Source organism: Rathayibacter iranicus NCPPB 2253 = VKM Ac-1602 (assembly GCF_003149025.1).
Taxonomy (GTDB): Bacteria; Actinomycetota; Actinomycetes; order Actinomycetales; family Microbacteriaceae; genus Rathayibacter; species Rathayibacter iranicus.
In genome coordinates this window covers 1-15,448 of the sequence record NZ_QGDV01000002.1, presented here as the reverse complement: position 1 = coordinate 15,448, position 15,448 = coordinate 1, and the positions used below count along the sequence as shown (strand labels likewise).

The window sequence follows — 15,448 nt, the reverse complement described above, 5'->3', positions numbered from 1 at the left end:
TCCGCTGGAGTCGGTAACTTCTGCATCAGCCTTGCTATCGGCCTTTCCATCGGCCACGAAGACCTCCGCGTGCGATCTCGACGAGAGGAGGCCCAGCACCGGCGAGCGCGGCAGCAGCGATCCACAGGGTCCGGCGGCGCAGAGCGAGAAAGGGGATCACCGCGATGAACAGGACGCCGTAGAGCCGGAGACGCGGGAGTCGATCACGGCGAGCCCGCGCGCGACGTCCACTCCCAACAGGTGGGGCGCGCGCCCGAACCGACGGAGCCGGTCCATTGGAGTGATCCGCGCAGGAGCAAGAGGGGAGGTCGCGCTTCAGCAGAGCACAGGGACCACCGCCAACGCGTCATCCTTGAGTACTATCTGCATCCCCCCGAGGAGACGACTCTGCGGGAGAGTTCCCTCAGCCCACTCCGTGCATCCACACCACCGGCGCGAAGTCGCTCGCGTAGCGGAACGGTTCGAGCTCGTCCTCCCACGCCTGTCCGAGAGCGAGGCGGAGTTCGCGGTGCAGCTCGATCGGGTCAGCACCGGCGAGTTCCATGGCGGAGCGGATGCGGTCCTCGGGGACGACCATGTTGCCTGCGCTGTCGATCTGTGCGTGAAAGATGCCGAGAGCTGGCGTGTGCATCCAGCGTCCACCGTCGACACCTAGCGACGGTTCCTCGGTGACCTCGTAACGGACGTCTGCCCACCCGCGCAGGGCGGAGGCGATGACCGCGCCAGTGCCGGCCGGCCCGTCCCACACGAACTCGGCCCGGCGGGCGCCCCGAAGCACGGGCTGCTCGATCCAGTCGAAGTTCACGGCACGACCAAGAGCGCGACCTGTCCCCCACTCGAGGTGGGGGCAGAGCGCGCGAGGGGCGGAGTGCACAAAGAGCACACCCCGAGTCTGCTGCGCCACCATGGTGTCCTCCGATCGTCCCGGTGCGTCTTCCCCAACGACCCGGACCACGGAACACCTTGCGGCGCGTCTATTTGATTAGGCGATGCTTACAGCACCACATCGAATTATGCAGGAGGCACGGACGTCCGACAACACGGCTCGCCGTGAATGCCCCTGCCTATACTCGGGTCGTCCGCGCCGCCCGCCGGACATCTCTCGGGAGGAGTTCCGTGTCCGTCCGCGACGGCCTGCTCGGCCTGCTCACTCTCGGGCCCGCCTATGGTCTTCAACTGCACGCCGAGCTGCTTGATCGTGCCGCCCACCGTCGCCGGGTCAACGTCGGCCAGATCTACTCCACTCTCGAGCGCCTGCGCGAGCGCGGCCTCGTAGCGGCTGCCGGAACGACCGACGACGGCTTACCGCTGCATGCCCTCACCGAGGAGGGCCGCGCCGAGGCATTCGCCTGGCTGCGCGGCGACGGCGCCTCCCCCGAGGAGGACTGGGACGACGTCCTCGACCGCATCCTGCTCTCCTCAAGCGTGTCAGCGGATGGGCTCGTCGCGGTGCTCGACGCGTACGAGCGCTCGATGCCCGTCGAGCCAGCCAAGGAGGACGATCGCGACGAGCACCCGCAGCGCCGCGTTGCCGCTATTGCCGCGCAGGTGCGCGCTCAGGCGCTTCGACGCCTCCTCGACGCGGCCCGCGACGAACTCTCGGGCGAGAATCCAGGGCGCGGGGTGCGAGGCTTTGCTCGTGAGCGTCCGCGCCGCGGTCGCCGCGTAACGAGCCGGAACGAGACAGGTACGGGTGCCGTCGCCTAGGGTGGTTCGCATGTCCCGCACCCCCCTCGGTCTCAGCGTGCCCACTCGGGCGCGCCGCCGCCTTCTCGCGGCTGGAGCGGGCACGGTCCTCGTCCTCTGCACAGCCCTCGCCGCACCGCTGTCCGCGTCTGCCGCCTACGATCCGTCCGACTATCCCTCGTGGTCCGATGTCGAGGCTGCGAAGTCGAGTGAGAGCGCCACCGCCGCCGAGGTCGAGCGCATCACCGGCCTCCTCGCCGACCTGCGCGATCAGGCCGCAGCACTGACCGACGCCGCGATCAACCGTGCCGCAGAAGCCGACACCGCGCAGAGGGCGCTCGACGAAGCGACCCAGCGGGTGAGCGCACTCGACGAGCGAGCCACCTCCGCCCGCTCCGATGCCGACGCCGCGAAGGGGCAGGCCGGCCGTCTCGCCGCTCAGCTTTACCGCACGGGAGGGACCGACGCGACACTCAATCTGCTCATGGGCGGCGAGAAATCGAGCGAATTGCTATACCGCCTCGGCACGATGTCTCAGCTCACCCAGCAGACCAGCCGCCTACAGACGGCAGCGCAATCCACCGAAAACCAGGCTGTCTCTCTTGCGGCGCAGGCTGAACAGGCTCGGAGCGAGCGCGTCTCGCTCGCCACCGCCGCTGCTGACGCGCTCTCCTCCGCTCGTTCAGCGCAGACCGACGCCGACGCGAAGGTCGCCGAGCAGGAGAAATACAGCGAGCAGCTCTACACCCAGCTCGCCTCGCTCAAGAGCACCACGGCCGAAGTCGAAAAGCAGTACTCCAACGGCCAGGATGCGAAGGCCGCCTTTGACGATCAGCAGCGGCTGTCTCGCCTCGCAGCCGAGGCCGAGGCCGCCCGGCAGAGCGCGGCCAGCGCCCCCGCTCCGGACTCATCCTCAGGCGGAGGAGTTGAACTCGGCAAGGACGACCCCACCGGTGCCCGCAACAGCTCAACGAAGACGATCGGTGCGCTCGGCACATACACGGGCAACCCCAACGGCATGTCGCCGGGGCAGGCTCAGGCCTACGCCCGGTCAGTCGTCGGCAATTACGGCTGGGGCCAGGACCAGGTCGATCGCTGCCTCATCCCGCTGTGGAACGGTGAGTCGGGCTGGCGCTGGAACGCTCTCAACAGCTCCTCCGGCGCGTACGGCATCCCGCAGGCGCTGCCCGCAAGCAAGATGGCGAACTCCGGCGCCGACTACCAGACCAACGCGGCGACGCAGGTCGACTGGGGCCTCTCCTACATCAAGGGTTCCTACGGCTCCCCGTGTGCCGCGTGGTCAAGTTGGAACAGCCGCTCGCCGCACTGGTACTAATTCGCACTGGTACTCATCGTTTCGCTTACTTTGCCCGGTCGTAAGACTCGACGACGGCGACGGTGACCGGAAAGTCGACCTCGCTAGCTCCGAACAGAGAACGTCCGGCTCGCACTGCCGACTCCCGGAGGATCGCGGACACACGCTCGGCCGCCTCCGTGGGCGCGTGCACGATGACCTCGTCGTGAAGAAAGTACACCAGGTGGGCGAGACCCACATCGCCGCCCTCTGCACGGAGGCGCGCGCGCAACTCGCCCATCCAACACAGCGCCCACTCCGCCGCTGTGCCCTGCACGATGAAGTTGCGGGTGAAGCGGCCCCACTCGCGTGCTCGCGCCGCGTCTGCTGCAAGCCCCTCTGCGCCGGGCGGTGAGCTGCGTCCGAGCCGGGTCGACACCGACTCGCCGCGCTCCCCCGCGCGCGCCGCCGCCTCGACGTGCGCGACGGAGCGAGGGAACGCCCGGGCGAGCCTGGGCAGAAGCCGACCAGCTTCTCCGCTCGTTGCGCCATACATTGCCCCGAGCATCGCGACTTTGGCCCTCGGCCGATCGGGGACGACGCCCGCGTCCACGATGCCCTGGTAGAGATCACGTCCGCGTCCGGCGGCGGCCATCGCCGAATCTCCGGAGAGGGCGGCCAGGATACGCGGCTCGAGCTGTGCAGCATCGGCGACCACGAGGCTCCAACCCGGGTCGGCGGTGACCGCCGCGCGGATCTGCCGAGGCAGCTGCAGCGCGCCTCCGCCTGACGTCGCCCAGCGGCCCGTGACGACGCCGCCCACTACATATTCGGGGCGGAATCGGCCGTTGTGCACCCAGGCGTCCAGCCACGCCCAGCCGTTGGCGGTCAGCAAGCGCGAGAGCTTCTTGTATTCCAGGAGCGGCGGCACCGCCGGGTGCTCGATCGACTGCAACTCCCACGAACGCGTCGACTCAACGGTCAGGCCCGCGCGTCGCAGGGCCCTCAGGAGTTCCGACGGCGAATCGGGATTCAGTTCGGGCGCATCGAGTTCCTTGCGCAGGAGGACGGCCAGCTCCTCGAGGCGGGACGGACGCCCACCGAACAGCGGCCGCGGCCCGAGCATCTCGGTCAGGACGCGGTCATGCACGTCGGCGCGCCAGGGTAGCCCGGCCGCGGCGATCTCGCGGGCGATGAGGGCGCCGACGGATTCGGCAGCGAGTAAGAGGCGGAGGCGGCCAGCCTCGGACGCGGTCGAGAGAGCCTCCTCCTGACGCGCGAGTTCGGCCAGTGGGTCGAGTTCGTCCGCGCCGTCGCCAGCCTCTTCGAAGCCCACCAGCGTGTCGAGGGCGGCGGGCGCTGCGGCTTCCGCATCCCAGGCGTCGAGGGACGCCCGGGCGAGCGGCGAGCCGACCGTGGCAACCGAGCGGCGAAGGATCGCGCGGGCCAACCGCAGGTCGAGACAGCGCGCCACCACGACTCCGGCGGCTAGCAACGTGGGATACCAGCGGGCAGTATCGTCCCAGACCCAGCGCGGCCGGTCCGCCTCCCGTTCACGCACGAACGCGACCAGCTCGACCGGCCCTCGGCCGCTGCCTATCTCGGCACTGGTGCCGGCGTCGACCGCCCGCCATGCGCCGGTGGGACCGCCGACGAGTGCGAGGAGCATCCGGCCATTCTCCTCCGCCGACACGCGCTCGTCGATGCTCACGATGCGGTCTGCGACGATGGATAGCCCGGGAATGGCTTTTCCTGGGCGGTGGGAGGCTGGTGCGCCCACAGAGCTGCCGCGATCGTGTCCATCGAGCGGGAGTAGCCGACCAGCGCGCGCCCGCTCGGCTCAGCGGCCCAGGTGACGGCCCGGAACCACGTCTCCCGGTAGGGACCCGCCTCGATCCTGCGCACCACGCCAATCCGGCCGGTGCGCATCGCATCCACCATGACCCATTCGTCCGAGCCGCTGCTGCGCAGCATCTGGAGCGGACTCCACTCGATCATCGCGTCTCCCGCCGTTCGCTCCGCCACCGTGGCGAGGACGGTCGCTACGGCGTACACTCGCAGACTATCGAACATACGTTCGAATAACTAACCGGGATAACACCAGAGCTACCGGGTCACCGACCGCCCAACGGTATGGACCTGCACGAGCGAGTGGTGGACACCACTTCGAGGTCTACAGCCGGCCGTTCGTGCTCGACGTGGTCGCATCCGACGATCCCCGCTGGAGCGTCGTGGGGATCTATGAGTGAGGCGGGGCTAGCTGTCGCCCGACCAGGGAGCCTTGGTCATGGCGATCAGTGCCGCTGTCCCGGAGACGATGCCGACACCGGCGATGGCGGCTACGACGAGCCAGAGCACGAGTTCCATGGAGGCAGTCTATCGAGCCCCGCGACACGGAGAGGGCTGGACCCGTGCGGACTAACCGCTACGGCGTGCAGTGATGATGCGGCGCAGACGCTCCTGGTGGCGACGACGTACCCGGTGGGTCCAGCGCTGCGTGGGCGAGCCGAGCCCGGGATGGCGACCCAGCGTGTGCACGGCGCGGTCGAAGCGCCGGACCATGTCGGCAAGCGCACCGAAGGGGCGCGCCGAGATGCCGACCTCAAGGTGGCGGTCCAGCACGATCCGGTGCCGCAGGCCGAGGTGGACGCTGATCTCGACGTCGTCGTGCACGTACGCGTCGTGGCGGTGCACCTCGTCGGTGATCTCCTCCCACGCCGAGCGCCGGACGGCGCAGTTGGAGCCGAAGAGCGGCCAATTCGCCAACGCCGACCCCATCAGCACGAAGTAGGCGTCCATGTAGACGACCCTGGCCAGGACTCGCGCGAGCGGTCCGAGTTCGTCAAAGCGACCGGGTCCGGTGACGGCGCCCACTTCCGGATCGGCAAAGTGCGCGGCGAGACGCGCCACCCAGTCTGGTCCCGGCCGGGAGTCTGCATCCAGCCGCGCCAACACTTCGCCTCGGGCCTCGTCAAAGCCGTGCGCGGTGCTCGCGGGGATCCCCGCGCCGCCGTGCCGCACTACCCGCGCTCCCGCCGCACCCGCGACGACCGCACTGTCATCCGTACTGCCGTCGTCGACGACGACGACCTCGAACGGAGCGAGCGTCTGCTCACGGAGGAGGGCGAGCAGCTGCTCGAGGTGGCGGGCGTCGTCCTTCACAGGGACGACGACCGAGATGCGCCGGTGATCCATCTGCATAGTCAACGCGATCGGCGCCACTGACGGCGACTCCGCCACGCTTTCGATCAAGGCCCATCACTGTCAAGCGGGTCCCGCGGCGCCGACTCGGGTGCTGGGATCAGAACGGGTCGTCGGGATCCACCCGGAACCGGGACGGTCGACGGCGCCGAACGGACGACTCGAAAGGACAAGGAGACGACATGACCCACGGACCGCGCGACTTCCAGCCCACCCGCGCCATCGTGACCGCATCAGACTCCGGTATTGGCCGTGCCGCCGCAGTGGCTCTTGCCGAAGCAGGGATGGACGTCGGCATCACCTGGCACAGCGACGAGGAGGGTGCGCAGGGCACAGCAGAGGAGGTGCGCTCGCACGGACGCCGCGCGGAGATCGCGCGCCTGGACACCACTGAACTCGACCGCGCGGGCGAGGTGATCGACGACCTCGCCGACAGGCTTGGTGGCCTCGACGTCTTCGTCAACAATGCGGGCGGAGGCGGGGGCGAGACCTTCCTCGAGCAGAGCATCGAGAGCTGGCGCACGACGATCGCGATGAACCTCGACGGCGCCTTCGTCTGCCTCCAGCGCGCCGGCCGACGAATGGTGCAGCAGGGCGGCGGCGGGAGGATCATCGCGGTGACCAGCGTGCACGAGCACCAGCCGCGGGTCGGCTCAAGCGCGTATGTCGCGTCCAAGCACGGGCTCGGCGGCCTACTCAAGGTCGCAGCCCTCGAACTCGGCGGCCACGGCATCACCGTCAACGCTGTCGCGCCCGGCGAGATCGCGACTCCGATCAACGACGCCGATGACGTTGATCCGTTCACCGTCGACCGCCCTGGCATCCCGCTCGGCCGCCCCGGCGATGCGCGCGAGGTCGCCGCGGTGATCGCGTTCCTCGCCTCAGCCGGCGCCAGCTACGTCAGTGGATCCTCGTATGTGGTCGACGGAGGGATGTTGCAGATGGGCCCACAGGCGGGCTCGCACCTCACCCACGACGACTGGCGCGACGCCTGACCCGGCCACGGCGTCCGCTCGCCCGGTACTCTCGAAGGAGTGCTCCGGCGGGCGGGGCGCCGGTTCCGGAATGTAGGTGACGCACGTGTGGTTCCGGCGTCGGCGCAGGTTCAAAATGCGGCCGTACGACCCGGACGAGAATCCGTCGCCCGAGCCGGCCTCGGTCGAGGAAGCCGCCGAAGAGGGCCTGATGCTCGCGCAGTATGCGAGCCGAATGGCCGTGAAGAACCGGGTGCTGATGGACGGCCTCGCCGCCGACGTGCCCTTCGACGTGGCTAGGTACTCCGCCGTCGCGGCGGCGGAACTCGACAAGCTCGCGCGAGAATCGGAGGCAGCGGCCGCACGCCTGCAGGGGATCGCGGAGGACGTGACGTCGTTCGGCGGCCGCTCCGACCACGTCCACGACTACCGCTCGGCCGACGTGGACAACCTCGATCACCGCAAGCAGCTGTCGCTCCTGGTCGCCGACTCCTTGCGCAGGCGCGCCCGCGATGAGGAGTACCTCGCCTGCCTCGTCGATGACGCACGGCAGGACGCGTGGCGCGAACTGGCCGAGTCGATCGAGAAAAAGCTCGACAACACCTCCCGGCTCGACCCGAATGACGAGGAGTACCGCCGTGACCGCTCAGTGCGGATGGCGCTCGTGGTCGTCGACGACCTGATGAAGTTGGCCCAGGAACGCGGCGTCAGCCTCGAAGACTGAGGATCAGGCCCAGCCTGCGCGAAACGACTCCGTCGCCTCAGCGGAGCGTGCACGCACCGACTCCAGCAACTCCTCCATTGAAGTGCTGCGGAGGAACGCCAGCCGATCGAGTTCGTTGACCGGAGCGACGCCGGCCAGCTGCCACGCGTGCGCGGCGGGATCATCGGCCAGCTCAACAACGGCTCCGTAGCGCTGCTCCACGAACTCGCTTGCGACGGCCAGCGCAGTGCGGACCGCCGACTCCGCGGCACTGAGTGCAGGCAAGTACCGCTCGTCCCACTCGAGGTCCGGCAGCACACGCACCTCGGCGCGCGGATAGGGGTCGTCCTCGTACCAGCGCACGACCTCGAACCGCTCCGCGCCGACGGAGTCGAGAGTGACGAACGCCTCGGCGCCGTCGATGTTCAGGATGCGAGCGCGCGCGCCGACCGCAAAACGCTGGTCACCGCCGCCCACCTCCTGGCCGCGCTCGATCAGCACGACGCCGAAGGCGAGAGTTTCGTCCTCGAGCACGTCGCCCAGCATCCGCAGGTACCGCGGCTCGAACAGCCGAAGCGGGAGCGGCATGTGCGGCAGGAGCACCGAGCCGAGCGGGAACATGGGGAGGTCAGGCACGGATTTAGGCAATCACGTTGCGCACTGGGGGGCCAGTACGGGCGCGGAGGCGGCGGACGTGCTAGCGGTCGACGCCTCCGCGGCGGGGTGTGGCGGCTGGCGATTTATTGGAGACAGACGGCCGTCGAGTCAGGGGCGCAGGAGACTGACCCGAGCGTCAGTCGCCGCCCTCGTCTCGACACTGCTCCTCACCGGATGCGCAATCGTCCCGGCCACATCCGTGGCAGATAAAGGCTTGACAAAGATCAACAGCTCACCTGTGCGGCTGCACCGGGGGGGGGAATCCCCAACCGGTGAGGGAGCCGCCTCCCCAGGGCCCCCGATGGTGAGGGGTTCGCCTGGGCGGCGAACGCAGCGCCACCGGGAAGTAGGGCGTACGGGACTTGAACCCGTGACCGACGGATTATGAGTCCGCTGCTCTAACCAGCTGAGCTAACGCCCCGCGGCGCCCGGGCCGTCAGGAGGCGGCGCGCGCGGACGCTACGACGGCGACCGGATCGGCCACCGGCTCCCCACGATACAGGCTCTCGAAGGTGCTGATTGTGCGGTTGATGTCGTGCGCCGCAACGATGCGAAGGGAGGCGCGTTTCATCGCCTCGAACGCCTCTGGCGCGAGCGTGAGTGCCGTCGTCAGGCGCTCGGCGAGGGCCTCGGCGCTGCCGGGCTCGAAGAGGTAGCCGTTCTCGCCATCGTGCACCAGGTGCGGGAGGGCCATCGCGTCGGCGGCGACCACGGGAAGGGCCGATGCCATCGCCTCCATCGTCGCGATGCTCTGCAACTCGGCGATCGACGGCATGGCAAAAACGGACGCGCGGGTGTATGCCTCTTTCAGCTCGGAGTCGGAGACGTAACCGGTGAACCGCACACGCTCAGCGATGCCCAGCGTCGAGGCGAGCTGCTGAAGGTTACGCATCTGGTCTCCGCCGCCGACGATCTCGAGCGTGACGTCCAGCGACGGATCGAGCAGAGCGACGGCGCGCAGCAAGACATGGATGTGCTTCTCCCCCGTCACTCGGCCGACGAAGAGGATCGAATTGCGGGAGCGCGGCGTGAAGTCGGGCGTGTAGTTATCGGCATTGATCCCGCAGGAGATGGCGCGAACGCCCTGGAGGCCCGTGTACTTCTCGAGGAACTGCGCTGCCTTGCGGGTCGGCGTGGTGACCGCCTCCGCCCGCCCAAACGTGCGACGCGCGGCCCGCCACGCCATCTGCACGGCCTTGGCCTGGACGGCCTTGGGCAGGAGGGTGAATTCGAGCATGTTCTCGGGCATGAAATGATTGGTACCGACGATGCGGATTCCGCGCTTGGCGGCCTCGATACCGAGACCGCGGCCGACGATGATGTGCGACTGGAAGTGCACGGCGTCCGGCTTGACCTCGTCGAGAATGCGCGCGCTGTTCTGACGGATCCGCCACGGCATCGCGAAGCGCAGCCAGTCGTGCGGGAACCAGCGCCAGCTGTAGAGGCGGTGGAGGATAATCCGCTGGCCCTCATGAGTTTCTACCCTGGTGCCGCTCCAGCCGTCAGCCGAGGGCGCGACGACGTGGACCTCGTGGCCGCGCTGGGCAAGGCCGGCCGCGAGGCGCTCAGCGAACTTCGCGGCTCCATTCACGTTCGGAGCGAAGGTGTCGCAGCCGATGACGACCGTCAACGGTCGGGAATCGGGCGACTCAGAAGGGAATTCGTCGCGGGAATCTGACACGGGGTGGTCCTAACGGTGTCGTGCCGCTCGTGAAAAGAAGGGAGCGATCGGCGGAGGTCGGTCGGTGTCGGGGTTCTCGGGGCGGTCCATTGTAGGCAGAGGACTTCTCAGCACCCGGGAGCACGCGCCGACTATCGCGCCTGGGGGTGGTGCTTGGCGAGAAGGAACACGCCCGAAATGGCGACGGCTCCCGCCGCGATGAAGAGGGGGATCGCCCACGGAGCGGCATACTGCGCCTCGCCGAGGACGACAATTCCGATGGCGACGGCAACGAGCGGATCGATCACCGTGAGCCCCGCGACCACGAGGTCAGGCGGGCCGGTCGAGTAGGCGTTCTGCACGAAGTAGCCGCCGAGCGCGGCAGCGGCCAGGAGCGCCACGATGCAGACGACGGTCAGCGCGTCGAATTCGGCGTACTTGATGCGGTTGAGGACGACCTTCGCCAGGGTCGCTACGAAGCCGTAGACCACTCCTGCTCCGACAATGTAAAAGAGCGCCTTCGCTCCGCGCCGGAAGACGCGGAAGGCGATCACGAAGACCACGAGTACCACAGCCAGAATCACGAGGATGGTGATCAGTTCGGGCGTTCTAATCGCCTTGTCCACGGCGTTGAAGGCGGCGACGAGCACGAACGTTCCCACTCCGCCCACGCACAAGACGATCGCGCGGACCGACGCCGCGTTCAAGCGCACATGGCTGACGCGGGCATTCACGACCGACGTGATCACGAGCGCGACGGCCCCGAGCGGCTGTACCACAATGAGTGGCGAGAAGCCGAGGCTCGTCAGCTGAAACACGATCGCAAGGCCCAGCAGGAGCGTCCCGATCACCCAGGACGGACGGGAGAGCAGAGCGATCATCTGCCCGCCGCTGAGGCCCGACGAGCCGGAGCGCTTCGAGAACCGCTCGACCTTGACGACGCCGCGATGCTGGAACTGCGCGCCGAGAGAGAGGAACACGGCGCCGACGAGGGCGATGGGGATGCCGATGAATTTTGCCGGGTCGTTGAGAAGTTCGGCGAGATCGGCGGGCATGGGGTCGACCCTACCCAGATCGGGGGCGAGGAGCCTCCGACGCACGGGGGACGGCGCAAGCCGCACGGACGATCGCCGCCAGGGCCCCGCTACCCTGGTCGGCATGGCCGTCCTCCCCATCCGCATCGCCGGCGACCCTGTCCTGCACTCCCCCGCCGCCCACGTCACCGAGTTCAACGACGCGCTGCACCGCCTCGTCGCCGATATGTTCGAGACGATGGACATCGCCCCCGGGGTCGGTCTTGCGGCCCCGCAGGTCGGCGTGCCGCTGCGGCTGTTCGTGTACGACTACCCCGACGAGGACGGTACTGCCCGACGCGGCGTGGCCATCAATCCCGAGCTCTTCGTCACGCCAACCGCAGTGGGCGAGGCCGATGAGGACACCGAGGCGGAGGGCTGCCTCTCGTTCCCGGGCGAGCGCTTTCCTCTGCGCCGCTCCGAGCGTGCGATCCTTCGCGCGGTCGACCTCGCGCAGGAATCGTTTGAGATCGTCGCGGAGGGCTGGTTCGCTCGCGTGTTCCAGCACGAGTTCGACCACCTCGACGGCGTGCTCTACATTGACCGCCTAGAGGACGAGTACCGCAAGCCCGTCGCCAAGATCATCCGCAAGCGGGGCTGGGGCGAGCCCGGCGTCTCGTGGTTGCCGGGCGTGGAGCACCTCGAGGACTGAGTCAGGCCAGGTCGACCCCGTGCACGCCGTTGTGGTGACGGATCGTGGGGAAGGAGGCGGTAACGCTGCGGCCGACGCCGGGGGTGCGCTTCTCGGTCACGTCACCGCCGAAGAGGGCGGCGCGCTCACGCAGCTCGGCCAGGGCGGGGCTGTCGATCCGCTCGGTGAGGGAGCGCAGGTCGGCATCGAGGGCGCTCACGTCCTCTTCGGCGCCACCGTGCCGTTCGCGATCGTCGTCGACCTCGATCCGCAGGCCCGTCGTGGTCCAGCGCGAGCTGATGCGCACCTCGGTCCCGGCACCGCCCGACGTGAGAGCGGACTCGAAGGCATACTCGAGCACGCGCAGCACCGCCACTTCTGCCCCGTCCTGGAGCGGGAACGGCTTGCCGAACGACTCCTCGCGCACGCTGAGACCGCGCTCGCGCGCACTCTCGATCAGCGGCACGGAGCCACCGGTCTGCGGCAGCTCGCCGGGATCGACCTTCGCGACGGTCGCGATGCGGCGCAGCTGCGCGAGGGAGGCCTCGGCCGCGCGCACCGCGCGCGTGGCAGAGCGCGCGGCAGCAGCCGGGTCGCGGTCTACGGTGAGTCGCACGCTCTCGGCCTCCTCGATAACGTGCGCGGCACTGCGCACGGCGAGCTGCTCCAACTCCCCCACGATGCGCAGCCGCGCCTCTTGCTCGCCGACGGCCAGCTCTAGGCGGACGACGCGCGCTGCCTCCTCTGCTCGGCCCTCTGCGGTGCTGTGCTCGGCGGCGACCGCGCGGCGCCAGAGGACGAGAGTCGCAATCAGCGCGAGCAGGGTGAGCACGAGGACGACTTCGAGCACGACGGCCTCCGGAGCGGTTCGAACGGATCGGCGGGGGAACACCGGAGAGAGAGCGTACCCGCGACCAGGTCGACACGCCTGAGCGGTCGGGTGGGGTTGCGAAGCCTCGCAACCGAGAGGGCGTTACTCGCGGAGGGAGCGCGTCACTGTGAAGCGACGGTCGCGCGCCATGACCGTGGTCGGCCCGATCGCGCGACGCAGTTCGGCTGGGTGCGCCAGGTGCGAGTTGAACACGGTCCAGAGCGCGCCACCGGGGCACAGCACGCGGCCAGCCGCCCGGAGCATCCGACGCGCGACAAGGTCGGTGACGGCGCCGTCAGAGTGGAACGGCGGGTTGCACAGCACCGTGTCCATGGAGCCGGGCGCGAGCGTCGAGGCGTTGTCGTCGCGGAGAACGTGCAGGGCAACTCCGTTCGCCGCAGCGGTCGCGCGAGCCGATTCGACCGCAATTCGCGAGCTGTCGGTGGCGGTCACCGCGATATCGGGACGGGCGCGGGCGAGGACCGTGGCGAGGATCCCGGTGCCGCAGCCGAGGTCAAGGGCCGTGCCGGCCGGCAGCGAGCCGAGGTCGAGAGCGTCGAGCAGGGCACGCGTGCCGAGATCGAGTCGGGCGCCGGCGAAGACGCCGGGTACAGCGACAACAGTGAGGGCCAGTTCGTCCAGGTGGCGACGCTCGAGTGCGGGAGCGAGCGGCTGCTGGACGCGGGCGTGACGTGCCAGCAGTGCGCGCGACTTCTGCCGGGCGAGGGAGACGTCGATCCGCTCGTACCGCACGCCGAGGATGTCGTTCATCGCGCGGGTCATGTGCTTGATCCGACCCGCCCCAATGAGGGTCGCCGCCGGATTCGCGAACACGACCTCGGCAGCGATGGCGGCCAGCGCGTCGAGCGAGCGCGGGAGGCGCAGCAGCACGGCGTCGGCGTCGCGCACCGCCTGGGCGACCGACTCGACGATGTCGATGGGTACGAGTTCGACTCCCGACGCGCGCACCGCCTCCGTGTTGAGGGCGAGCGCCCGCTCGGCGGTGATCGAATCCTGCACCACGCGCACGGGATAGCCCTCGGCAGCAAGGGCGAGGCTGAGCGCTCCGTAGGCGTCGCCGACAACAGCAATCCGTCCGCTGGCGGGGGCGAGGTCGAGCAGCAGGCGATCGCTCGCGTCGACGGCGACGAGCGCAGACGACTCGACGTCCGGGCGGCGGCGAATGAGGGCGAGCACATCCTCGCGCATCGCGCCTCCTCGTCACCTGCGTCCGCCGAGCAAGCGGGCATGAAAAAGGGCCCAAGAGTGGAGTCTCAGGCCCTTCGCTCCCCGACTTGAACTCGAACCAAGAACCTATTGTTTTGTAGGTCCTTGTGCCGCCGCTACCGAGGTTGACTCAGAATCACCGAGAATCCGCTATTTCGCACCGATCTAGTGGCGCCAGTCTACGGGCCCTTACGGGCAGGTACTGCCCCAAACTGGCCAATCAGACCCAATGTGGCCATGAACATTGACACGCTTCTCGACCGGGTTTGAAACCTCCGGTGGGACACGCTACGGTCGTTGAAGAAGGCCCGGGGACTCCACTCCTCGGGCCTTCTTCGCGCAGTCGCCACCGGCTGGCCGCCCAGCATCTGCTGCACCTCGCCGGCAGGAGGGCCGAACCGATCGGCCGAGCTGCCTCACCGATGGGCGAGCACTGGTCACGACGATCGAGGGCGAGCCGCCAGTCCGGCCTACCGCAGCGGGATCACGAACACGTTGTGCTCCTCGCCGTAGCCGAACTCGGTGAAGTGCTGGCGGAAGGCGTCGCCGTCGTCGAGCCGGTCCGAGTACTCGGACATGTCGTAGCGGACGTCGGCGCCGGGCAGGTCGTTGTCCTGGGTAAAGTCGGCGAGGACCCCATCCTCACCGATGACAGCGAGGACCTGCGGCCCGTCGTCGTCGTCCCATGCTTGCGCGAGAAGGACCTGCGTGCCGTCTGGGTATGCCGCCTGCTACATCAGCGTCACCATCTCTCGCATCGCGAGGCCTGCCTGAACCGTCGCCGCGAACGCAGCCTGCTGCGCTGCCTTCACGCGCTCCTTGGCAGCCGCGATGCGCTCCTCCGGTGTGATGGGCGGTGCGATCGCCTCGTGCCGGAGCGAAATGCGTCCGCTGTCGAACTCTCTGTCGGCCGCGGTGAGCCATCCGTACGCGGGATCCGCCGGGTAAGACTTCGTCGCCGGGTCGTAGTCGAGCGTGGAAGCGCGCTGCGGGATCGCAGTCAGGAACGGGGTGATCCGGAGGTGGTCGGCGGTCGGGTACTCGGCCAGAATCGACGCGGCGATCGCGCGGGCGGCGATGCGCGTCTCGTGCTCGTAGGCGTTGCCGGTAGCGGCCTGTGCTGCCTGCAGGGTGGCGAGCAGGTCCGATTCCGGGTCTGACTGCGGCTTGGTGGCGAAGCGGCCGGGGTTGGTGGCGTGGCCTCGGGGGTGGTCGGATTCGGAGAAGGAACTCATACCGCGGATGTAGGCGGCGGTGCGCGTCAACCGGGCAGGAACGCTGCCGCCCGGACGACGTCCGCCGGCACGTCGACACCGACGCCTCTGGCGTCGAGCCGGTCCGCGACCTCCTCGAGCAGCGACAGGATCTCGTCCCGGGTGAGCAGACGCCCAGCGTCAGCGCTCATGCGGCCGTCCAGTCCTGCACGCGCGAGAGGATGTTCTTCCGCAGCAGGAGCGCCGGCGTCTGCGCT

Annotated in this window: 16 protein-coding genes and 1 tRNA gene; 5 read left to right on the top strand and 12 right to left on the bottom strand. The window is 68.8% G+C overall.

Features of this window, described 5'->3' with window-relative positions; all coding sequences use genetic code 11:
- Positions 1-403 precede the first annotated feature (403 nt).
- A complete protein-coding gene (locus B0H03_RS02585; RefSeq protein WP_104354283.1) occupies positions 404-907 on the bottom strand; it encodes a DUF3145 domain-containing protein in 504 nt (167 codons plus the stop codon).
- A gap of 209 nt (positions 908-1,116) precedes the next feature.
- Here B0H03_RS02585 and B0H03_RS02580 point away from each other — a divergent pair, with 209 nt between their 5' ends.
- Positions 1,117-1,707 carry a PadR family transcriptional regulator gene (locus tag B0H03_RS02580; protein WP_160487278.1) on the top strand — a complete coding sequence of 197 codons (591 nt, stop codon included), beginning with the start codon at positions 1,117-1,119 and terminating at the stop codon, positions 1,705-1,707.
- Positions 1,708-1,717: 10 nt separating this feature from the next.
- The gene (locus B0H03_RS02575) at positions 1,718-3,022 is read left to right on the top strand and encodes a coiled-coil domain-containing protein (RefSeq protein WP_104354284.1); all 1,305 of its coding nucleotides are present in this window, start codon (positions 1,718-1,720) and stop codon (positions 3,020-3,022) included.
- 25 nt (positions 3,023-3,047) lie between these two features.
- Here the strand turns inward: B0H03_RS02575 and B0H03_RS02570 are convergent, their stop codons facing one another.
- The 3 genes from B0H03_RS02570 to B0H03_RS02560 all read right to left on the bottom strand — a co-directional run bounded on the left by B0H03_RS02570 (position 3,048) and on the right by B0H03_RS02560 (position 6,175).
- Complete coding sequence (locus tag B0H03_RS02570) at positions 3,048-4,649, bottom strand: bifunctional 3'-5' exonuclease/DNA polymerase (RefSeq protein WP_104354288.1); 1,602 nt, start codon at positions 4,647-4,649, stop codon at positions 3,048-3,050.
- 38 nt (positions 4,650-4,687) lie between these two features.
- Complete coding sequence (locus B0H03_RS02565; protein WP_127843915.1) at positions 4,688-5,035, bottom strand: hypothetical protein; 348 nt, start codon at positions 5,033-5,035, stop codon at positions 4,688-4,690.
- A gap of 363 nt (positions 5,036-5,398) precedes the next feature.
- Positions 5,399-6,175, bottom strand: coding sequence for a glycosyltransferase family 2 protein (locus B0H03_RS02560; RefSeq protein WP_104354289.1), 777 nt, complete (start codon positions 6,173-6,175; stop codon positions 5,399-5,401).
- 188 nt (positions 6,176-6,363) lie between these two features.
- Between B0H03_RS02560 and B0H03_RS02555 the strand changes: the two genes are divergently transcribed.
- On the top strand, positions 6,364-7,176 hold the full coding sequence (locus tag B0H03_RS02555; RefSeq protein ID WP_104264579.1) for an SDR family oxidoreductase: 813 nt from the start codon (positions 6,364-6,366) through the stop codon (positions 7,174-7,176).
- 115 nt (positions 7,177-7,291) lie between these two features.
- Positions 7,292-7,879 (top strand): hypothetical protein, encoded by a 588-nt coding sequence (locus B0H03_RS02550; RefSeq protein WP_104264578.1) that lies wholly within the window; start codon positions 7,292-7,294, stop codon positions 7,877-7,879.
- Between the two features lie 3 nt (positions 7,880-7,882).
- On the opposite strand, the gene B0H03_RS02545 is transcribed toward B0H03_RS02550, so the two are convergent.
- From B0H03_RS02545 to B0H03_RS02530, 4 genes are all read right to left on the bottom strand, one after another.
- Positions 7,883-8,494, bottom strand: coding sequence for an LON peptidase substrate-binding domain-containing protein (locus tag B0H03_RS02545; protein ID WP_241560396.1), 612 nt, complete (start codon positions 8,492-8,494; stop codon positions 7,883-7,885).
- Between the two features lie 368 nt (positions 8,495-8,862).
- Positions 8,863-8,936 (bottom strand) — tRNA-Ile (locus B0H03_RS02540).
- A 15-nt stretch (positions 8,937-8,951) separates the two neighbouring features.
- Positions 8,952-10,196 carry a glycosyltransferase gene (locus B0H03_RS02535; protein ID WP_241560397.1) on the bottom strand — a complete coding sequence of 415 codons (1,245 nt, stop codon included), beginning with the start codon at positions 10,194-10,196 and terminating at the stop codon, positions 8,952-8,954.
- 131 nt (positions 10,197-10,327) lie between these two features.
- A complete protein-coding gene (locus B0H03_RS02530) occupies positions 10,328-11,230 on the bottom strand; it encodes a DMT family transporter (RefSeq protein ID WP_104264576.1) in 903 nt (300 codons plus the stop codon).
- A gap of 103 nt (positions 11,231-11,333) precedes the next feature.
- Here B0H03_RS02530 and def point away from each other — a divergent pair, with 103 nt between their 5' ends.
- Positions 11,334-11,900, top strand: coding sequence for a peptide deformylase (gene def, locus B0H03_RS02525; RefSeq protein WP_104264575.1), 567 nt, complete (start codon positions 11,334-11,336; stop codon positions 11,898-11,900).
- A gap of 1 nt (position 11,901) precedes the next feature.
- Here def and B0H03_RS02520 read toward each other — a convergent pair whose 3' ends face one another.
- From B0H03_RS02520 to B0H03_RS16460, 4 genes are all read right to left on the bottom strand, one after another.
- Positions 11,902-12,729, bottom strand: coding sequence for a sensor histidine kinase (locus tag B0H03_RS02520; protein ID WP_104264574.1), 828 nt, complete (start codon positions 12,727-12,729; stop codon positions 11,902-11,904).
- Positions 12,730-12,852: 123 nt separating this feature from the next.
- Complete coding sequence (locus B0H03_RS02515; protein ID WP_104264573.1) at positions 12,853-13,959, bottom strand: class I SAM-dependent methyltransferase; 1,107 nt, start codon at positions 13,957-13,959, stop codon at positions 12,853-12,855.
- A 749-nt stretch (positions 13,960-14,708) separates the two neighbouring features.
- On the bottom strand, positions 14,709-15,242 hold the full coding sequence (locus tag B0H03_RS02510; protein WP_104264572.1) for a hypothetical protein: 534 nt from the start codon (positions 15,240-15,242) through the stop codon (positions 14,709-14,711).
- On the bottom strand, positions 15,239-15,448 hold a 210-nt coding region (locus tag B0H03_RS16460), incomplete at its 5' end, for a hypothetical protein (RefSeq protein WP_207774246.1). The genes B0H03_RS02510 and B0H03_RS16460, both read right to left, overlap by 4 nt.